The organism is Bradyrhizobium sp. SZCCHNR1002, from assembly GCF_032381435.1.
Taxonomy (GTDB): domain Bacteria; phylum Pseudomonadota; class Alphaproteobacteria; order Rhizobiales; family Xanthobacteraceae; genus Bradyrhizobium; species Bradyrhizobium aeschynomenes.
Genome location: NZ_JAUHIS010000001.1, coordinates 2647545 through 2664922, shown reverse-complemented (window position 1 = coordinate 2664922; position 17378 = coordinate 2647545). Strand labels below are relative to the sequence as shown.

Annotated in this window: 17 protein-coding genes; 11 read left to right on the top strand and 6 right to left on the bottom strand. The window is 66.2% G+C overall.

The genetic code is table 11. From position 1 onward, the window contains the following. Positions 1–3 precede the first annotated feature (3 nt). From QX108_RS12020 to QX108_RS12010, 3 genes are read left to right on the top strand one after another with little or no spacing between them, the layout of a single operon-like run. Positions 4–1350 carry a cbb3-type cytochrome c oxidase subunit I gene (locus QX108_RS12020; protein WP_315782106.1) on the top strand — a complete coding sequence of 449 codons (1347 nt, stop codon included), beginning with the start codon at positions 4–6 and terminating at the stop codon, positions 1348–1350. 60 nt (positions 1351–1410) lie between these two features. Beyond that, positions 1411–2220, top strand: coding sequence for a CbbQ/NirQ/NorQ/GpvN family protein (locus QX108_RS12015; RefSeq protein WP_315721512.1), 810 nt, complete (start codon positions 1411–1413; stop codon positions 2218–2220). A gap of 3 nt (positions 2221–2223) precedes the next feature. Then, complete coding sequence (locus QX108_RS12010) at positions 2224–4137, top strand: nitric oxide reductase activation protein NorD (RefSeq protein ID WP_315782103.1); 1914 nt, start codon at positions 2224–2226, stop codon at positions 4135–4137. A 21-nt stretch (positions 4138–4158) separates the two neighbouring features. On the opposite strand, the gene QX108_RS12005 is transcribed toward QX108_RS12010, so the two are convergent. Beyond that, positions 4159–4593 carry a DUF2267 domain-containing protein gene (locus QX108_RS12005; protein ID WP_172112227.1) on the bottom strand — a complete coding sequence of 145 codons (435 nt, stop codon included), beginning with the start codon at positions 4591–4593 and terminating at the stop codon, positions 4159–4161. A 435-nt stretch (positions 4594–5028) separates the two neighbouring features. Between QX108_RS12005 and QX108_RS12000 the strand changes: the two genes are divergently transcribed. Continuing rightward, positions 5029–5271 carry a hypothetical protein gene (locus QX108_RS12000; RefSeq protein WP_315782100.1) on the top strand — a complete coding sequence of 81 codons (243 nt, stop codon included), beginning with the start codon at positions 5029–5031 and terminating at the stop codon, positions 5269–5271. A gap of 204 nt (positions 5272–5475) precedes the next feature. On the opposite strand, the gene QX108_RS11995 is transcribed toward QX108_RS12000, so the two are convergent. Beyond that, positions 5476–6462, bottom strand: a complete 987-nt coding sequence (locus QX108_RS11995) for a LysR family transcriptional regulator (protein ID WP_315782098.1) — start codon at positions 6460–6462, stop codon at positions 5476–5478. After that, positions 6459–6614: a hypothetical protein gene (locus QX108_RS11990; RefSeq protein WP_315782096.1), complete on the bottom strand. Its 156-nt coding sequence runs from the start codon at positions 6612–6614 to the stop codon at positions 6459–6461. Before QX108_RS11990 ends, QX108_RS11995 begins: the two co-directional genes overlap by 4 nt. Between QX108_RS11990 and QX108_RS11985 the strand changes: the two genes are divergently transcribed. From QX108_RS11985 to QX108_RS11955, 7 genes are read left to right on the top strand one after another with little or no spacing between them, the layout of a single operon-like run. Beyond that, entirely contained in the window at positions 6613–7587 is a 975-nt protein-coding gene (locus tag QX108_RS11985) for an N-carbamoyl-D-amino-acid hydrolase (protein ID WP_315782094.1), read from the top strand. The two genes, QX108_RS11990 and QX108_RS11985, sit on opposite strands and share 2 nt — an antisense overlap. Positions 7588–7614: 27 nt before the next feature. Further along, positions 7615–8436: an ABC transporter substrate-binding protein gene (locus tag QX108_RS11980; protein ID WP_315782092.1), complete on the top strand. Its 822-nt coding sequence runs from the start codon at positions 7615–7617 to the stop codon at positions 8434–8436. Continuing rightward, complete coding sequence (locus QX108_RS11975) at positions 8433–9284, top strand: amino acid ABC transporter permease (RefSeq protein ID WP_315782090.1); 852 nt, start codon at positions 8433–8435, stop codon at positions 9282–9284. The genes QX108_RS11980 and QX108_RS11975 overlap by 4 nt, the downstream gene beginning before the upstream one ends. After that, the gene (locus QX108_RS11970; RefSeq protein WP_409998496.1) at positions 9284–10048 is read left to right on the top strand and encodes an amino acid ABC transporter ATP-binding protein; all 765 of its coding nucleotides are present in this window, start codon (positions 9284–9286) and stop codon (positions 10046–10048) included. Before QX108_RS11975 ends, QX108_RS11970 begins: the two co-directional genes overlap by 1 nt. Positions 10049–10052: 4 nt before the next feature. After that, on the top strand, positions 10053–10871 hold the full coding sequence (locus QX108_RS11965) for an ABC transporter substrate-binding protein (protein WP_315782088.1): 819 nt from the start codon (positions 10053–10055) through the stop codon (positions 10869–10871). Further along, a complete protein-coding gene (locus QX108_RS11960; RefSeq protein ID WP_315782085.1) occupies positions 10858–11751 on the top strand; it encodes a polysaccharide deacetylase in 894 nt (297 codons plus the stop codon). Before QX108_RS11965 ends, QX108_RS11960 begins: the two co-directional genes overlap by 14 nt. After that, positions 11748–13121: an amidohydrolase family protein gene (locus QX108_RS11955; protein WP_315782083.1), complete on the top strand. Its 1374-nt coding sequence runs from the start codon at positions 11748–11750 to the stop codon at positions 13119–13121. The genes QX108_RS11960 and QX108_RS11955 overlap by 4 nt, the downstream gene beginning before the upstream one ends. 970 nt (positions 13122–14091) lie before the next feature. Here QX108_RS11955 and upp read toward each other — a convergent pair. The 3 genes from upp to QX108_RS11940 form a co-directional block, all read right to left on the bottom strand. After that, positions 14092–14721 (bottom strand): uracil phosphoribosyltransferase, encoded by a 630-nt coding sequence (upp, locus tag QX108_RS11950; protein ID WP_257169913.1) that lies wholly within the window; start codon positions 14719–14721, stop codon positions 14092–14094. 140 nt (positions 14722–14861) lie between these two features. Beyond that, complete coding sequence (locus QX108_RS11945) at positions 14862–16085, bottom strand: URC4/urg3 family protein (RefSeq protein WP_315782080.1); 1224 nt, start codon at positions 16083–16085, stop codon at positions 14862–14864. Between the two features lie 15 nt (positions 16086–16100). Beyond that, positions 16101–17357 (bottom strand): GTP cyclohydrolase II, encoded by a 1257-nt coding sequence (locus tag QX108_RS11940; RefSeq protein ID WP_315782079.1) that lies wholly within the window; start codon positions 17355–17357, stop codon positions 16101–16103. Positions 17358–17378 lie beyond the last annotated feature (21 nt).

Sequence of the window (17378 nt, the reverse complement as noted above, 5' to 3'; positions counted from 1 at the left end):
GCGATGAGATATGAGACCCAGAAGGTCGCGATGCTGTATTTCTACGGCGCGCTGACGCTCTTCCTCGCCCAGGTCATATTCGGCCTGCTCGCCGGCACGATCTATGTGCTGCCGAACACGCTGTCGGTCCTGCTGCCCTTCAACATCGTCCGCATGATCCACACCAACGCGCTGATCGTGTGGTCGCTGATCGGCTTCATGGGCGCTACCTATTTCCTCTTGCCCGAGGAGACCGAGACCGAGCTCTACAGCCCGCTGCTCGCCAAGATCCAGTTCTGGATGTTCTTCGGCGCCGCGGGTGCCGCCGTCGTCGGCTATCTCTTCCATTATCATGAAGGCCGCGAGTTCCTCGAGCAGCCCTTCATCATCAAGGTCGGCATTGTCGTCGTCTGCCTGATGTTCCTGTTCAACGTGACGATGACGGCGCTGAAGGGCCGCAAGACCACGGTGACCAACATCCTGCTGTTCGGCCTGTGGGGCGTGGCGATCTTCTTCCTGTTCGCCTTTTACAATCCGGCCAATCTCGCCGTCGACAAGATGTACTGGTGGTACATCGTCCATCTCTGGGTCGAGGGCGTCTGGGAGCTGATCATGGCCTCGATCCTGGCCTTCCTGATGATCAAGCTCAACGGCATCGACCGCGAAGTGGTCGAGAAGTGGCTCTATGTCATCATCGGCCTCGCGCTGTTCTCCGGCATCCTCGGCACCGGCCACCACTTCTATTGGATCGGCGCGCCCGGCTACTGGCAGTGGATCGGCTCGCTGTTCTCGACCCTCGAGGTCGCACCGTTCTTCACCATGGTGATCTTCACGGTGCAGATGACGCTCAAGGCCGGCCGCAAGCATCCGAACCGTGCCGCGCTGCTGTGGTCCGTCGGCTGCTCGGTGATGGCGTTCCTCGGTGCCGGCGTGTGGGGCTTCCTGCATACGCTGTCGAGCGTGAACTACTACACCCACGGCACTCAGGTGACAGCCGCACACGGCCATCTCGCCTTCTTCGGCGCCTATGTGATGCTCAACCTCGCTGTCATGGCCTATGCGGTACCGCAGCTGCGCCAGCGTGCGCCCTACAACCAGTGGCTCTCGATCGCGAGCTTCTGGATCATGTGCACGGCGATGATGGTGATGACCTTCGCCCTGACCTTCGCCGGCATTCTTCAGGTCCATCTGCAGCGCGTGCTCGGCCAGAGCTACATGGACGTGCAGGACCAGCTCGCGATGTTCTACTGGGTGCGACTAGGCTCGGGCGTGTTCGTGGCGATCTCGGCGCTGATGTTCGTTTGGGCCGTGCTGGTGCCCGGCCGCGCGAAGCAGGCCGTGATCCCCGGTGCCCTGCAGCCCGCGGAGTGAATGCCGGCAGGCGGCGGCCCCGCGGTCGCCGCCTGTAGTCCCCGCTTTTGGAGAGAGATCATGAAAACCGCGCTGCACGCGATCGACACCGTTCCCTCGTTGCCGCCGTACACGCCGACCGCCAACGAGTGCGCGTTGTTCGAGCATGCCTTCCGGCATCGCCTGCCGGTGCTGCTGAAAGGTCCGACCGGCTGCGGCAAGACCCGCTTCGTCGCGCACATGGCGGCGCGACTCGGCCTGCCGCTGCACACGGTCGCCTGTCACGACGATCTCACCGCCGCCGATCTCACCGGGCGCTATCTGCTCAAGGGCGGCGACACCATATGGACCGACGGGCCGCTGACCCGCGCGGTGCGTGACGGCGGCATCTGCTATCTCGATGAAGTGGTCGAGGCACGCAAGGACGTGACCGTCGTGCTGCATCCTCTCACGGACGACCGGCGCATTCTGCCGCTGGAGCGCACCGGAGAGGAGCTGGTCGCGCCCGACGGCTTCATGCTGGTCGTGTCCTACAATCCCGGCTACCAGTCGCTGCACAAGGCGCTGAAGCCATCGACGCGGCAGCGCTTCATCGCCATCGAGTTCGGCTTCCTGCCGGCCGAGCAGGAGATCGCGGTGGTCGCGGCCGAGAGCGGGCTGTCGCCCGAGCGGGTGCGGCCGCTGGTGGGGCTGGCGCATCGCCTGCGCGCGCTGCAGGGCCACGACCTGGAGGAGGGTGTCTCGACACGGCTCCTGGTCTATTGCGCGACGCTGGTTGCGGCTGGCACGCCGGTCGCCGATGCCGTGCTCGCCGCGATGATCGAGCCGCTCACCGACGACGCGGACGTCAAGGACGCGTTGCGCGAGGTCGCGCACGTCGTGATCGGGTGAGCCATGCTCGACTTCCTGGAACTGGAGGAGACCGTCGGCCGTGCCTGGCATCGCCTGGTCGGCACGACGTCGAGCTACCCGGTCCATCCGGATCATGCGGTCGCAATGACCGAGATCAGCGGGCGCATCGCCGTGATGTTCCGTGCGCTCGGTGGCGAGACCGGCGTGCAGATCGCGAGTAGCAAGGCGCGCAAGTCGGGCCACCGGCTCGGCTGGCGCCAGCGCATCGGGCTCGGAGACGAATGCCTCGACCAAGCCGGGCGCGATGGTGCCACATTGTTCCTTCCCGAGACCATCGCGCTGTTGCCGGATCGCGCGCTCAACGCGCAGCTCTACCGATGGCTTGCCGCGTGGTTTGCGACCATGTCGGTCGAGCCGATCGCGGAGGCGGATCCGCTGCGCCGGGATCTCATGATGCTGCGGCGTGCCGGCGAGACGACGGCGCTGGTGCTCGCGCGCTTTCCCGGGCTCGTCGCTCCTCATGCACAACTCGCCCAAGCGCTTGCCGCGGCTCGGCCGCGACGGCCGCTGCCGCGACTGGAGCAGCAGGTCGAGTCCATCGTCATGGCGCTGCTGGGCGCCGGAGCGCCTCTCCAGGACGGGTTGTGGGCCGCGGTCGTCGCCGACGGCGCTCTGCCGGACACGGCGCCGCCTGGCTACCGGCCGATGCTGCCATGCCCGTTGTGGGGTGATTGCTGGAGCCGCGACGGCATCGCCGCCGGGCGTGATGACGAGGAGAGTGAGGCGCCGGCGCAGGACGCAACCGCGCCCGACGGCCGCAAGCGCTTCGCGCAACGCGAGCGTGACGAGAGAACCCAGCGCGACCCATTCATCCTCAATCGCTTCGAGAAGATTCTCGCGATGGCGGAGATGGTGAACGTCGATCGGCCCTCCGATGACACGGATGATGACGACGCCCGCAAGGCGGCCGATGATCTCGACGAGCTCGCGATCAGTAGGCGCCAGGGCAGGCCGGCGAGCAAGCTGAAGTTCGATCTCGATCTGCCCCCCGAGGCGGTCGACAGCGCGCGGCTCGACAGTGGCCGGCTCTACCCCGAATGGAATTATCGCAGCCGCGCCTATCTGCCCGACCATTGCCGCGTGGTGACGGGCGACGCCACCGAGGCCGGAGAGAGCTGGGCTCCGGATGACGCGATGCGCCGTCGCATTCGAGGCGTGCGGCGTCGTTTCGAGACCTTGCGGCCGCGCCACGAGGTGATGCGCGCGCAGGCCGACGGGCACGATCTGGACATCGACGCGCTGGTCCGCGCGCGCAGCGACCTCAACGCCGGCCATGGTGGGCTCGATCGCGTGCACCTCGCGATGCGTCCGCTCGCGCATGATCTTGCGGTGACCCTGCTGGTCGATGTCTCGCTGTCGACGGACGCGTGGGTCGATGGCGTGCGCGTCCTCGACGTCGAGAAGGAGGCGCTGCTGGTGCTGGCGCACGGCCTGTCGGCCTGCGGCGACAGCCACAGCATTCTCACCTTCACGTCGCGACGCAATTCCTGGGTCCGCCTGGAGACCGTGAAGGCGTTCGGCGAGCCGATGAGCGGGCAGGTCGAGCGACGCATTGGTGCGCTCAGGCCGGGCTACTACACGCGTATCGGCACAGCCATCCGTCATGCGGCCGGCGAGCTTGCGGAGCGTCCGGAGCGCAAGCGCCTCTTGCTGGTGTTGACCGACGGCAAGCCGAACGACGTCGATCACTATGAGGGACGGTTCGCGATCGAGGACACCCGCAAGGCCGTGCAGGAATCCAGGCGAGCAGGTGTTGCGGTGTTCGGAGTCACGATCGATGGCTCGGCACAATCCTACTTTCCAACCTTGTTCGGCCGCGGCGGCTACGCCATCGTCGGCAATATTCGTCGCCTGCCCGCGGCGCTGCCGGCGCTGTACCGGCAGCTGGCGCATTGAATTTGGAAGCGGGCTTACGCCTCACGTCGCCGGCTCGCGCAGGTTTCGCAACGGCACCGGCAGGTGCCCCATCAGCTTGTCGAACTCGCCCGGATCCAGCTTCTCCCAGAGGATTTCGAAGATGCCGCGCGCGGCCTTGAGTGGATCGATCGGGAACTGCGGCGGCAGCTGGCGGAAGATGTCGTCGACGAATTCCTCCAGATGCCGGTCCTTCGTCGGTGTGGCCGCGTGCTGCCAGCCTTCGTAGTAGATGCCGCGGATGAGCAGCGGCAGCTGGGCGCCGAAGTTCGCAGCGGTGGCCAGCGGCAGACGGTCGCGCAACACGTGCAACACGGCTCGCAGCGCGTTGTAGGCCTGCTGGCGGCTCGCCAGCCCGAGCCTCTGCTCGATCGCCTTGAGCCAGATGTTGGTTTCCTGGACGGTATGGTCGAGTGCGGTCACGCCGATCTCGCTCATGTGATTCTCCATGACGATGCATAGGGATCGTTGGCGGAACGCCGAACGAGGGAACCGCAACGAGTGATTCGCTTGGACGCCGTGCCAGTAGGCGGCGTGTTCGAAGCGAGAATGTTGACATGCATCAATCTCACGATGTCGTGGTCGATCCTGAGGTAAACGAAGGGTCAACCGGTTCCTGCGGCCACGACGATTGCTCAAAAAGCAGGGAGCTGGTCGCAGGAGAATACCGGCCTGTCGCGGCCGCGTATCCGACATCCCGAGGTCGGTGCCGACCCTCGGTGCGCCATCAGGTTGAACCGTAATCGTCCTGCTTGTGCAGAACGCGTCTTCGCTTGCTCGTCGCGACAGACTCACCTTACATCGACGTCGTTCGAGGCGCGGCCATCTGCGCACTCGACGCCCCCTCAACTCACGAAACGACGTCGGCTCGCAATGCTCAAGTCTGCCCAAGAGAAGTCTGTTTCCAACAAGCCTGTTCAAGACAAATCCGGCAAAGACCTGCCGCTGAGCGGTTATGCCGTCGTGGTCGATGGTCAGATCAAGACGGAGTTCAAGACCAAGGAGGGCGCGCACAACGGTGCGCATGATCTGAAGCGCCGGTTCCCGATGTTGCAGATCAAGGTGTACGACGCCGAGACGAAGCAGACGCACGATATCGAGCTGGCACGCGCGTGAGGTTTGGGCCGCGGAGGCGTTGGAGCTAACGTCAGTAATTCCGTTCCTCATATGTCGCCGCAAGCGCGGTGCTCTTGATTGTGCCCTCGCCCCCAAGGCGAAGCGGAGCTTCGCCAGGGTGGGAGAGGGCATGCAGGGCAGATCAGCGAACTCGCTCGGGTGAGGGGTCTCTTTCGACGAGTCGCGCTTGTGGAAAGATGCCCCTCACCCGGGCGAGTGCGCGGATGAGCCGGTGATGCCCTCTCCCACAAGGGGCGAGGAGACCGTATTGGGCGGCGTTGTTGCTGAAACAATTGTGTTTGCCTTCTCCGTAAGACCCCGGCTGGCGTTGCGTACCTCGCTGCGAAACGTCTTTGCCAGATGCGATAGCGGCCTTGCCTCCGACCACAGCACGTAAGCCGAGACGGTCGTGCTCGGCGTGAATGGCCGTACCACGAGATCGTGTCCGCCCTGGCGCGGGGAGAACGGATCGACCACGGCGATGCCGACGCCGGCTGCCGCGAGCACGCAGGCCGTGTTGCAGTAGCGCACCTCGACGCTCGGCTGGAAATCCGCATCGAGCTGCCGAAAGCTCTCGCGCACGGCTTCGCCGAGCCGCGTGCCGCGCTCCAGCCCGATTAGTGGAAAGCCGGCGAGATCGCGCGCGGAAATCACGTCGCGCTCCGCGAGCGGATGCTGCGGCGGCACCACGCAGACCATCTCGCCGGTGTGCACGATCTCATGAGCGATGCCGGGATGATCCGACAGGCCGAGCGCGAAGCCGAGCTCGGCGACGTTGCCGAGCACGCCCTCGATGACGCCCTCATAGCGCCGGACGTCGAAGAACATCCGCGTCTGGGGCCTGCGTCGCAGGAAGCCAGACAAGGTCGGCGGGATGATGCTGTAGGCGAGCGGCGGCGTAGCGACGATCGACAGATGACCCGTTCGCTGCTCGCGCAGGTCGCGCACGCGATTTTCCAGCCGCGCATGCAAGGTGAAGATCGCCTCGCTCTCCTCGTACAAGGTCATCGCCTCCGGCGTCGGAAACAACCGGTTGTTGACGCGCTCGAACAGCGTGAAGCCGGCCTGCGCCTCCATCGCCTTGAGCGCATTGCTGATCGCCGGCTGTGACAGCGCCAATTCCTCGGCCGCGGCGACGGTGGTGCGATGGCGGATGACGGCCCGCAGGATTTCCAGCTGACGCAGGTTCATGTGAACGCCCTATAAGCCCGGGTGATGGTCTCGGCCAAAATATCATAGCGCGCGGCCGCATCGGCGGATTGCAAATCCCGCGCCGCTTTCGCCAAATGATCTCTTCTTTCGGTGCGCGCATACAGGCGGCCCTTCGCCTGATCCTTCGGCATGGCGCACAGATCGGAGGCACTCTTGAGCCGTATCTTCCGCGCCGCCGCCGCCCAGATGGGGCCGACCCAGCGCGCAGACAGCCGGGCGCATACGCTGTCCCGCCTGATAGAACTCCTGGAGCAGGCCGCCGGCCAGGGCGCGAAGCTGGTGGTGTTTCCCGAGCTCGCCTTCACGACCTTCTTCCCGCGCTGGATCCTGGAGGGCGATGTGCTCGACCAGTATTTCGAGCGCAGCATGCCGAATGCGTCGGTCGCCGCATTGTTCGATCGTGCGCGGGCGCTCGGGGTTGGCTTCTACGTCGGCTATGCCGAGCTGACGCCCGACGGCCGGCGCTTCAACAGCTCCATCCTGGTCGATTCCGACGGCGAGATCATCAGCAAGTACCGCAAGGTCCATCTGCCGGGCTCGGTGGAGCCGCGCGAGGGCGCCAAGTATCAGCAGCTCGAGAAGCGCTATTTCGGCTATGGCGATCTCGGCTTTCCCGCGGTGCGCGCAGGCAGCGACTGGGCCGGGGCGATCATGGGCATGATGATCTGCAACGACCGCCGCTGGCCGGAATCCTGGCGCGTGCTCGGCATGCAGGGCGTCGAGCTGGTGTGCGTCGGCTACAACTCCGCCGCCTATGATCCGAACGGCGGCAACACCGAGGATGCCGGCTTGCGCACCTTCCACTCGACCCTGGTGGCGCAGGCCAACGCCTACATGAATGCGACCTGGGCGATCGCGGTCGCCAAGGCCGGCGACGAGGACGGCAGCGGCCTGATCGGCGGCTCCTGCATCGTCGATCCCAATGGCTGCATCGTCGCGCAGGCCACGACGCTCGCCGACGAGGTGATCGTCGCCGACATCGATCTCGATCTGTGCCGGCAGGGCAAGGACAAGATGTTCAACTTCGCGGCGCACCGCCGGCCCGATCAGTACAAGGTCATCACCGAGCGTGCCGGCGTGGTCGAGCCGGTCGCCGTCGATTAGCCATTTCGCCCGGAGGAGTCTTGCACGATGAGCCGTTCGTTGTTCGCAGGTTTCGTCACCTTCGCGCTGCTGAGCGCGGCCGGCGCGGCAGAGCTTCCTGCCGACATCAAGCAGGCGGGGGCGCTCAAGCTCACGGTCAACTCGACCTACGCTCCGATGGAATATCACGACCCCGCCACCAACGAGCTGAAGGGTCTGGACATCGATCTCGCCAACGAGCTGGCGAAGCGTCTGGGCGTGAAGATCGTCTGGAGCGAGACGCCGTTCGCCGAGCTGATCCCCTCCCTCCAGACCAAGCGCGCCGACTTCATCATCTCCGGCATCTCCGACCGGGCCGCGCGTCGCGAGACGGCCGACTTCGTCGACTACCTCGTCACCGGCCCGCAATTCTTCGTGCTCGCCGAGAGCGATGCGAAGTCCGCGATCGATCTCTGCGGCAGGAAGATCGGCACGACCCGCTCGACCAGCTTCCCGCAGGAGATCGAGAAGTGGAGCAAGGCCAGTTGCGAGGCTGCCGGCAAGCCCGCCGCGCAATATGTGCCTGGGGAGAATTCGATCGACGTCCGCAACCAGCTGAAGCAGGGCCGCATCGACGCTGCCGTGCAGGGCAGCGAGACCTTGCCCTATGCGCAATCGCAGGAGGCCGGCAAGTACCGCATCGTCGGGGAGCCCATTGCGTTCGGTTATCAAGGCATCATGTTCCGCAAGGATGACGCTGTGCTGCGCGACGTGGTGACGGACCAGCTCAAGGCGATGATCGCTGACGGCAGCTACAAGGCGATCCTCGACAAATGGGGCCTCGGCGCCAATGCGGTGCGCGAGCCGATGCTGAACGCGGCGCCGCAATGAGCAGCGAAGCGCTCACCGACGGTTTTCCGGATCTCTCCGGCCATCGGATCGCGCGGCAGGCGCATTGGGGGCGCTGGCTGACAGCCGCCATCATCGTCGTCATCCTCCTTGCGATCGGCCGCGCCTTTGCGCGCGGGCAGATCGAATGGTCCTTCGTCGAGCGCTTCATCGCTGCGCCGGTGATCCTGCGCGGCATCGTCAACACCATGGTCATGGCGGTCGCTGCGATGACGCTCGGCATCGCGCTCGGCATTGTCGTCGCCATCATGCGGCTGTCGCCGAATCCGGTGCTGCGCTCGGTCGCCGCCGGATACACCTGGCTATTCCGCGGCACGCCGCTGATCCTGCAATTGCTGCTGTGGTTCAACCTCGCGCTGGTGTTTCCGACCATCGGCATTCCCGGCCTGTGGAGCGCGCGTGCGGTCGACGTGATGACGCCGTTTCTCGCCGCGCTGCTCGGGCTCGGCATCAACCAGGGTGCGTACACCTCGGAGGTGATGCGGGCCGGCCTGCTGTCGGTCGACATCGGCCAGTACGAGGCGGCGCAGGCGATCGGCATGGGCCGCTTGCAGGCGCTGCGCCGGATCATTCTGCCGCAGGCCATGCGCGTCGTGATCCCGCCGCTCGGCAACGAGTTCATCGGCCTGGTCAAGGCCACCTCGCTCGCGAGCGTGATCCAATATCCGGAAGTGCTGCATTCGGCCGAGAACATCTACTACGCCAACTCCCGTGTCATCGAGCTCTTGATCGTCGCGGGCCTCTGGTATCTGCTCGTGGTCTCGATCCTCACGCCGCTGCAGATGCTGCTCGAACGCCGCTTTGCGCGCGGCATCGCGCGGAGCCGCTGATGAAGCCGCTGGTCGCGATCCGCCAGGTCAGCAAGCGTTTTGGCGAGTTCCAGGCGCTGAAGCAGGTCTCGCTCGACGTGTTCGAAGGCGAGGTGGTCTGCCTGATCGGACAGTCCGGCTCCGGCAAGACGACCTTGCTCCGCTGCGTCAACCAGCTCACCACGGCCGACAGCGGCGGCATCTGGCTCGACGGCGAGCTGCTCGGCTTCCGCGAGCGGGACGGCCGGCTGCACCGGCTGTCCGAGCGCGAAATTGCGCGGCAGCGGCTCGCTTGCGGCATGGTGTTCCAGCGCTTCAATTTGTTCCCGCACATGACGGCGCTGGAGAACATCATCGAAGGCCCCGTGCAGGTGCAGAAGCGCAAGCCGGCCGAGGCGAGGGAGGCGGCGATGGCGCTGCTGCGCCGCGTCGGGCTCGCCGACAAGGCCGGCTCCTACCCGTCGCAATTGTCCGGCGGCCAGCAGCAGCGCGTCGCCATCGCACGCGCGCTCGCGATGGCGCCGCGGCTGGTGCTGTTCGACGAGCCGACCTCGGCGCTCGACCCGGAGCTGGTCGGCGAGGTGCTTGGCGTGATGAAGCAGCTCGCCAGTTCCGGCATGACCATGCTGGTCGTCACGCATGAGCTCGGCTTCGCGCGCGAGGTCGCCGACCGCGTGGTCTACATGGACCAGGGCGTGATCGTGGAGAGCGGTCCGGCCGGCGAGGTGCTGCGCGCGCCGCGCGAGCCGAGGACCAAGGCATTTCTGGCAGCTGAAGTGGGGTGAGATCATGAAGGTCAAGTCGATCATGTGGGCCGCCGTCGCGAGTGCGGCGATGGTGGGCGGTGCCGTTGCCGCCGAGCTGCCGGCCGAGATCAAGCAGAACGGCCTGCGCATCGCCGTGGTGCCGAACTATCCGCCGATGGAGTTCAAGGATCCGGCCACCGCGACCCTGACTGGCTTCGACGTCGAGCTCGGCGAGGCGCTGGCCAAGAAGCTCGGCATCAGGGCGGTGTGGCAGGAGACCAGCTTCGACCAGCTGATGCCCGGACTCGCCACCCAGCGCTTCGACATCATCCTGACCGGCATGACCGACCTGAAGAGCCGGCAGGAGACCGCGAGCTTCATCGACTATCTGCGCAGTGGCCCGCGCTTCTTCGTGCAGGCCTCGCGCGCCGCCGAGTTCAAGGAGCCGACGGCGCTGTGCGGCAAGAAGGTCGGCGCTTCCAGGCGCACGATGTTCCCGAAGGACATTGCGGCCTGGAGCGACAAGAACTGCGGCGCCACGCCGATCGAATTTGTCGGCACCGAGGGCTCGGCCGATGCGCGGACGCAGTTGAAGCAGGGCCGCATCGACGCTGCCGTGCAGGGCAATGAGACCTTGCCCTACATCATGGACCTCGAGCCGAACACCTATGTGCCGGTCGGCACGCCGATCGCCTTTCAGTATACCGGGCTGGCGACGCCGGTGAAGGCGGAGGAGTTGCGCGAGGCCCTGCGTGGCGCGCTTGAAGCGTTGATCGCCGATGGCAGCTACAAGGCGCTGCTGGCGAAGTGGAAGCTCAGCGACAACGCGATCGAGAAGGTGACGATCAATGCTGGACAGTAAGGCGCTCGCGGGCATTCCCCTCATTCCCTCCAATACGGCGCCGCCGGCGCCGGACTATCCGTGGCCGCAGCCCTATCGCGCGGCGATGTTCCTGTCGTTCGACATCGACGCCGAGAGCGCCTGGACCTCGAAGGACCCCGCACATGCCGCGCGCCTGGTCACGATGAGCTTTGGCGGTTTCGAGGCCCGCGTCGGCACGCCGAAGCTGCTGGAGCTGCTCGCCGAGCTGGATCTGAAGGCGACGTTCTTCATCACGGGGTGGGCGGTCGATGCGCATCCTGCAATGGCGGAGGCCGTGCTGAAAGCCGGCCACGAGATCGGCCATCACGGCTATCATCATCTGCTGCCCGATCCCGGTGATCCCTTCATCATCGAGGAGATCGAGCGCGGCTTCGAGACGCTGCAGCGCCGGCTCGGTGTCCGCCCGATCGGCTACCGCGCGCCGTTCGGCGAGTTCTGCGAGGAGCTGCGCGTCGCGCTGGTACGACAGGGCATCGTCTACACCTCGTCGTTCCGCGACGACGTCAGGCCCTACCGACATCGTCTCGCCGACGGCAAGCCCGGCACGATCGAAATCCCGGTGACGTCGAGCTACGACGACTGGATGCACGGCCTGTCGGCGCGGTTCTCGCCGCGCTCGATTTTCCCCAAGGAACACGTGCTGTCGATGTGGAAGGACGAGCTCGACGAGGTCCGCGACTGGGGCGCGATGGTCACCACCGTGCTGCATCCGCAGGTCTCGGGGCGGCCGATGCGTTTTCGTCTGCTGCGCGAGTTCCTGAACTACACCAAATCGTGCCAGGACGTCTGGATCACCACCGGGGCGGAGATTGCGGCCAACTACCAGCGTCATGAGGCGGCGGAAGCGAAGGGCGCATGAGCACCACGGCGATCTTCGGCAGCTACGTGCTGACGCGCAAGGACGGCGTGCAGCATGTGCTGCGCGACCATTGGGTGCTGGTCGAGGGCAAGCGCATCGCGGCGGTGACGCGCGACCGTCCCTTCGCCGACGAGGTGTTCGACCGGCCCGGCCGCTTCGTGCTGCCAGGCCTGTTGAATCTGCACAACCACATCTTCAGCGAAGCGATCGCGCGTACGCTCACCGAGGATGGCAATGGCCGGCGCAACAACAAGAGCATCGTCTACACGGTGCTGCTGCCGCTCTCCAAGCGCGGCGCGGAGATCCTGAGTGTCGAGGAGCGGCTGGCGATCGGCCGCATGGGCGTGCTGCAACTCCTGAAGGGCGGCGCGACCACCGTGATGGAGCCGTTTCGCAACACGATTCCCGAACTGTTCGACGCAGCGCTCGAGATGGGCCTGCGCTTCTACGGTGCGCCCTACCTGTTCTCGACGTCGGACGCCAAGGCGGATGCCTCCGGTGTCGTGCACTATGCCGGCGACGACGGCGAGGCCGACATGGCGACCTGGAACGCGCTGCATCGGCGCTGGCACGGGCAGGGCTACGGGCGCATCCGGCTGGCGATGAGCCCGCATGCGACCGACACCTGCGGACCTGATCTGTTGCGTGCTGCCGCCGCGCGCGCGCGCGAGCTGGACGTTCCCATCACCACTCACATGGCGCAAAGCGCTGGTGAGGTTGCGACCATCGGGCAGCGGTATGGCGGCCGCACGCCGGCGGAATATCTCGACTGGCTCGGCCTGCTCGGGCCCGATCTGCTCGCCGCGCATTGTCATGCCTCGACCGACGCGGACCTCGTACTGATGGCGGCGCGCGGAGCCGGCGTGCTGAATTGCCCGCGCGTGTTCGCGCGCGCCGGCGTCACCGCAGCGTTCGGTCGCTTCGCCGCGCATGGCGTGCGCACCGCCGTTGGCACCGACGGCTACAACATGGATCTGCTCGGCGAGCTCAACGCGGCGTCGCTGATCTCGAAGGTCGCGCTCGGCAACGCCGAGACCGCGAGCGCGCCGGAGCTGATCGATGCGGTCACCGCGACCGCGGCCGCGATGATCAGGCGCGACGATCTCGGTGTGATCGCGCCGGGCGCGACCGCTGATCTCACCGTCGTCGACATGACGCATCCGCATCTCCAGCCGCTGCACGATCCCCGCCGCGGGCTGATCGCGCTTGCCAACCGCGCCAATATCGACCAGGTGATGGTCGACGGCCGGCTGCTGATCCACGACGGCCGCTATCTGCATGGCGACGAGGCCGCGATCACGGCGGCAGGCGCGGCCGCGATCGAGAAGATCTGGGCGCTGCCGGAGGCGCAGGCGGCGTTCGCGGGCTGAGGCGTTTTCCTTCATCTCACTGAGCCTCGTCAAACAACGGGCAAGCCGCTTCGTTGCCGCGGCGCGGAGCGCGCCCGGATGATGCCGGTGTCTTGGCCCTCGTGAATGATGAGGGCGCAGGGAAGGCCGGGTGCCGGTCGCACCCATGGTCCGCGTGCAGCAAAAAGCACGCGGCAGAACCACAGGTACGGACCGGAGCATCCGGCCTTCCCTGCGCGATGGTTTACGGCTTATACGCGATCTCCCCGGCGCCCGGCTCGTTGGCCGCCGTCATCGTCCGATGCGTCACACCGGCCGACTTGATACCAGCTTCGGGGTATCAGAACCACGCGACTTCGCCGTCCGCAGAGCACCGCTCGTCCGCGCAAGCGCATCCGATGCTCCGACGTCCACCGCATTGCCGATCCAACATCTCGTGACGACGCGTACGCCCCTCATCCGGACCGGAACGGAGTGGAGGATAAATCAGAAAATCCGAAATTGGGAAGAGATTTATTTTTGCGTGAGGTCTTGAAGTCGATCTTGTTGTTGGATCCGCAGGGGAATATCGCGTTTTCGCGCCACGCAGAGCGACGGCCGCGACGAAAGAAATCGGCGGTGAGAACGTGTAGTGAGTGCCCGACGGGCGAATCAAGCCGCTGCGGCGTTGCCGGACGCTGTTGGTGCGGCTCGCAGCTCGGGCCTCATGGTTCGAGACGGCGCGCGCTTGTTCGTCGATTGCTCTCATGCGCAGATCGGCGCGCGCCTCCTCACCATGAGGGTCCGGCACGGACTTTGGTGCTGGATCCCGTGCTATGAACACGCCGACAGTCGTGTTCCTGGAGACCTGCCTCTCACGAGGCTTTCGCGTAGAGAACTTGGCCGACGCCGAATCCTGCCACTCCTCACCCTGAGGAGCGCGCCGAGAGGCGCGCGTCTCGAAGGGCGAGGCCCTGATTACTGCGTCCTCGTTGTCGAGTTGATGCGAGCCTTACCGCGTCCCATACGCGCGGTCGCCGGCGTCGCCGAGGCCGGGGACGATGAAGGCGTCGTCGTCCAGGCCTTCGTCGATGGCGGCGGTCCACAGCGTGACGTCGGGATGCAGGCCGCGGACGCGCTCGACGCCTTCGGGGGCGGCGATCATGCAGACCATGCGGATGTCCTTGGCGCCGCGCTCCTTGAGCCGGTCGACCGCGGCGACGGCGCTGTTGCCGGTCGCCAGCACCGGCGTCACCACCACGGCGAGGCGCTCCTGCAGGTCGGACGGCGCCTTGAAGAAGTACTCGACGGCGGTGAAGGTCTGCGGCTCGCGATAGAGGCCGATATGGGCGACGCGCGCGGTCGGCACCAGATCGAGCATGCCGTCGACGAAGGTGACGCCGGCGCGCAGCACCGGCACGAACACCAGCTTCTTGCCGGCGATCTTGGCCGACTGCATCCGCGCCAGCGGCGTCTCGACCTCGACCTCCGTCAGCGGCAGGTCGCGCGTGACCTCGTAGCAGAGGAGCATGCCGATCTCCTTGAGGAGCTCGCGGAACGACTTGGTCGAGATCGACTTGTCGCGGATCAGGGTCAGCTTGTGCTGCACCAGCGGATGATCGACGACCGTGACGCCTTCCATGGTTTTCTCCTATGCTCCAGCACATCGTCATTGCGAGGAGCGAAGCGACGAAGCAATCCAGACTTTTTTCCTGGCCCCTGGATTGCTTCGCTTCGCTCGCAATGACGAGCGGCGAGGCCGGCAAGTTTGGCTCAAACCCCTTAAAACACCGTGCCGTCGCTGATGATGGTCAAAGGCGGCGAGCCGTCCGGGCGGCGGGCGAAGGCGAGCTTGCGGCCGGCGGCCCAGGTGCCGCCTTCGAGGATGCGCGCCAAGGGCAGCTGTTCGGCGGTCCGGCCGGTACGCTGGCGGATCAGGGCGGCCAGCCGGTCGAGCAGGGCGACCGTCAGTGCACGCCATTCCACCACCAGCGGCGAGTCCACGGCGTGCGCCCGCGCGGCATCGGCGGGATCGCGCGGGCTCAGCACACCGCCGTCCACGAACAGGCCGCCATTGCGGTATTCGGCGAGGCCGGTGAGGCCGTCGACGTCGTCGACCACCAGGCCGGCGCGCTGCAGCGGTTCGATCAGCGAATAGCTCAGCCATTGCGACAGCTTGTGCAGCGGCACGAGGCCGATGGTCGAGTCGTCGGTGACCAGGGCCGGGTGTCGCCAGCAATCACCGAGTGCGAGGCCGTCCACGGTCAGCCGTGACGGCCAGATCGGGCCGAGTTGCAGCAGCACCTGCTGCAGGATGTCGGCGGCCTGCAGATGACCGCCGGACGCGCCAGCGGCGAGCTGATCGAACAGACCGCCGGGACGCGGATGATCCTTTGTTCCGAAGATCTCGGGCTTAGCAGCCGTCACCTCGCCCAACCGGCGCAACAGAGCGACGCGGCCTTCCAACCCGACCAATGGATTGTCGAGGCCCACCTGGAAGCCGCGTTCGAGATCGGCGACGGTGAGCTGCTGCAGCTTCGCGGCATCGGCGCGCAGCGGATCGTTCGCGTCGGCGGAGAACGCGCCGCTTGCGAACATGTCGAGGCTTGCCAGCGCCAGCCCCTCGGAGCGGCCGATGCGCGTGCCGGTCACGGCATCCTGATAGCGCCACGCAGCACCGGCGCCGGCGTCGAGCAGCACGCTGGCGATGGCGAGATCGAATTCGGCGCGCGCCCGCGCCGCCGCGTCCGGCCACCGCACCTCGGCCGCGATCGCAGCCCAGCGATCAACGCCGCCGACCACGAAGTGCCGCCAGCGTGAATGGAACGGCACCTCGCCATTTGGATAGGCCTTGCTCGTGACCTCCAGCACGAGATCGGCGATCGCATCGAGCTTGCCGAGATCGATGCGGAGATGCGGCAGCTTGTCATCGAGCCCGAGCGCAAGCAGCTGATGCGCCCGCTCGCGCACAGCGCGGGCGGACAGGAGATATGAGACGTCGGTCATGATCGGCCGCTTTGCTCAGTACTTTTCGAGCGGGCGGCCGACGGTGTCCCCGAGCGCTTCGGGCTTCTGCGGCTCCAGCGAAAAATAGCCGGCGGCCTTCTTCGCCGCGATCTCGACATGGGCGTCGGCCGGGATCAGCTCGTCCGGGATCGGCACGCGCTCGACGATGTCGACGCCTTGGCCGACCAGCGCGTCATGCTTCATGTCGCTCATCGAGATGAAGCGGTCGATGCGCGTGATGCCGAGCCAGTGGATCACGTCCGGCATCAGCTGCTGGAAGCGGGCGTCCTGCACGCCGGCGACGCATTCGGTACGCTCGAAATAGGCCGCCGCGGCGTCGCCGTCCTCCTGGCGCTTGCGCGCATTGTAGACCAGGAATTTCGTCACTTCGCCGAGCGCGCGGCCTTCCTTGCGGTTGTAGACGATGATGCCGAGGCCGCCATTCTGGCCGGCGGCGACGCATTCCTCGATGCCGTGGATCAGATAGGGGCGGCAGGTGCAGATGTCGGAGCCGAACACGTCGGAACCGTTGCACTCGTCATGCACGCGACATGTGATCTTCGTCCTGGAGTCATTCAGCTTGGTGACGTCGCCGAACAGATAGACCGTGGTGCCGCCGATCGGCGGCAGGAACACCTGCAGGTCGGGCCGCGTCACCAGCTCCGGATACATGCCGCCGGTCTGCTCGAACAGGCCGCGACGCAGATTGGTCTCGCTGGTGCCGAAGCGCGCGGCAACGCCGGGCAGGTACCACACCGGGTCGATCGCGATCTTGACGACCGACACGCTGCCATTGGCATGCACGACCTCGCCGTCATGGACGAGGCGCTTGGCGGCCATCGCCGCATGCAGCTCCGGCAGCTCGATGCGTGCCTTGGTCACCGCGATGGACGGCCGGATGTCGATGCCCTCGGCAATCTCGCCGCCAAAGTTCTCGGCAACCAGATGGCCCCAGGGATCGAGCGCGACGATCTTGGCGGGATCGCGCCACTGGCCGAACGGGCCAATCGTGGCGGCGGGATGGGTGTTGGTGAGATCGGGACGCCGGATCGGATCGAGCGCGCCGGACGACACCGCGAGCGCGCGGTACACCGTGTAGGAGCCGCCATGGCTGCCGATGACGTTGCGGTCCTGCGGACGCGACACCGTGCCGATCACAGGCCCGCGCTCGCGCGCGGTCTCGGCGCCCCAGTGGAGCGGGAAATTATGCTTGGCGCCTGGCACAGGGTGCGAGGTCAGGCGGATGTGATCCGTGCGGTTGGAGCGAGTCATCGGACAGCTACCCCCAAAACG

Excerpts from the sequence above, each read along its gene's own strand:
- QX108_RS12020 (WP_315782106.1), top strand. The coding sequence starts at position 4 with ATGAGATATGAGACCCAGAAGGTCGCGATGCTGTATTTCTACGGCGCG.
- QX108_RS12015 (WP_315721512.1), top strand. The coding sequence starts at position 1,411 with ATGAAAACCGCGCTGCACGCGATCGACACCGTTCCCTCGTTGCCGCCG.
- QX108_RS12010 (WP_315782103.1), top strand. The coding sequence starts at position 2,224 with ATGCTCGACTTCCTGGAACTGGAGGAGACCGTCGGCCGTGCCTGGCAT.
- QX108_RS12005 (WP_172112227.1), bottom strand. The coding sequence starts at position 4,593 with ATGAGCGAGATCGGCGTGACCGCACTCGACCATACCGTCCAGGAAACC.
- QX108_RS12000 (WP_315782100.1), top strand. The coding sequence starts at position 5,029 with ATGCTCAAGTCTGCCCAAGAGAAGTCTGTTTCCAACAAGCCTGTTCAA.
- QX108_RS11995 (WP_315782098.1), bottom strand. The coding sequence starts at position 6,462 with ATGAACCTGCGTCAGCTGGAAATCCTGCGGGCCGTCATCCGCCATCGC.
- QX108_RS11985 (WP_315782094.1), top strand. The coding sequence starts at position 6,613 with ATGGCGCACAGATCGGAGGCACTCTTGAGCCGTATCTTCCGCGCCGCC.
- QX108_RS11990 (WP_315782096.1), bottom strand. The coding sequence starts at position 6,614 with ATGCCGAAGGATCAGGCGAAGGGCCGCCTGTATGCGCGCACCGAAAGA.
- QX108_RS11980 (WP_315782092.1), top strand. The coding sequence starts at position 7,615 with ATGAGCCGTTCGTTGTTCGCAGGTTTCGTCACCTTCGCGCTGCTGAGC.
- QX108_RS11975 (WP_315782090.1), top strand. The coding sequence starts at position 8,433 with ATGAGCAGCGAAGCGCTCACCGACGGTTTTCCGGATCTCTCCGGCCAT.
- QX108_RS11970 (WP_409998496.1), top strand. The coding sequence starts at position 9,284 with ATGAAGCCGCTGGTCGCGATCCGCCAGGTCAGCAAGCGTTTTGGCGAG.
- QX108_RS11965 (WP_315782088.1), top strand. The coding sequence starts at position 10,053 with ATGAAGGTCAAGTCGATCATGTGGGCCGCCGTCGCGAGTGCGGCGATG.
- QX108_RS11960 (WP_315782085.1), top strand. The coding sequence starts at position 10,858 with ATGCTGGACAGTAAGGCGCTCGCGGGCATTCCCCTCATTCCCTCCAAT.
- QX108_RS11955 (WP_315782083.1), top strand. The coding sequence starts at position 11,748 with ATGAGCACCACGGCGATCTTCGGCAGCTACGTGCTGACGCGCAAGGAC.
- upp (WP_257169913.1), bottom strand. The coding sequence starts at position 14,721 with ATGGAAGGCGTCACGGTCGTCGATCATCCGCTGGTGCAGCACAAGCTG.
- QX108_RS11945 (WP_315782080.1), bottom strand. The coding sequence starts at position 16,085 with ATGACCGACGTCTCATATCTCCTGTCCGCCCGCGCTGTGCGCGAGCGG.
- QX108_RS11940 (WP_315782079.1), bottom strand. The coding sequence starts at position 17,357 with ATGACTCGCTCCAACCGCACGGATCACATCCGCCTGACCTCGCACCCT.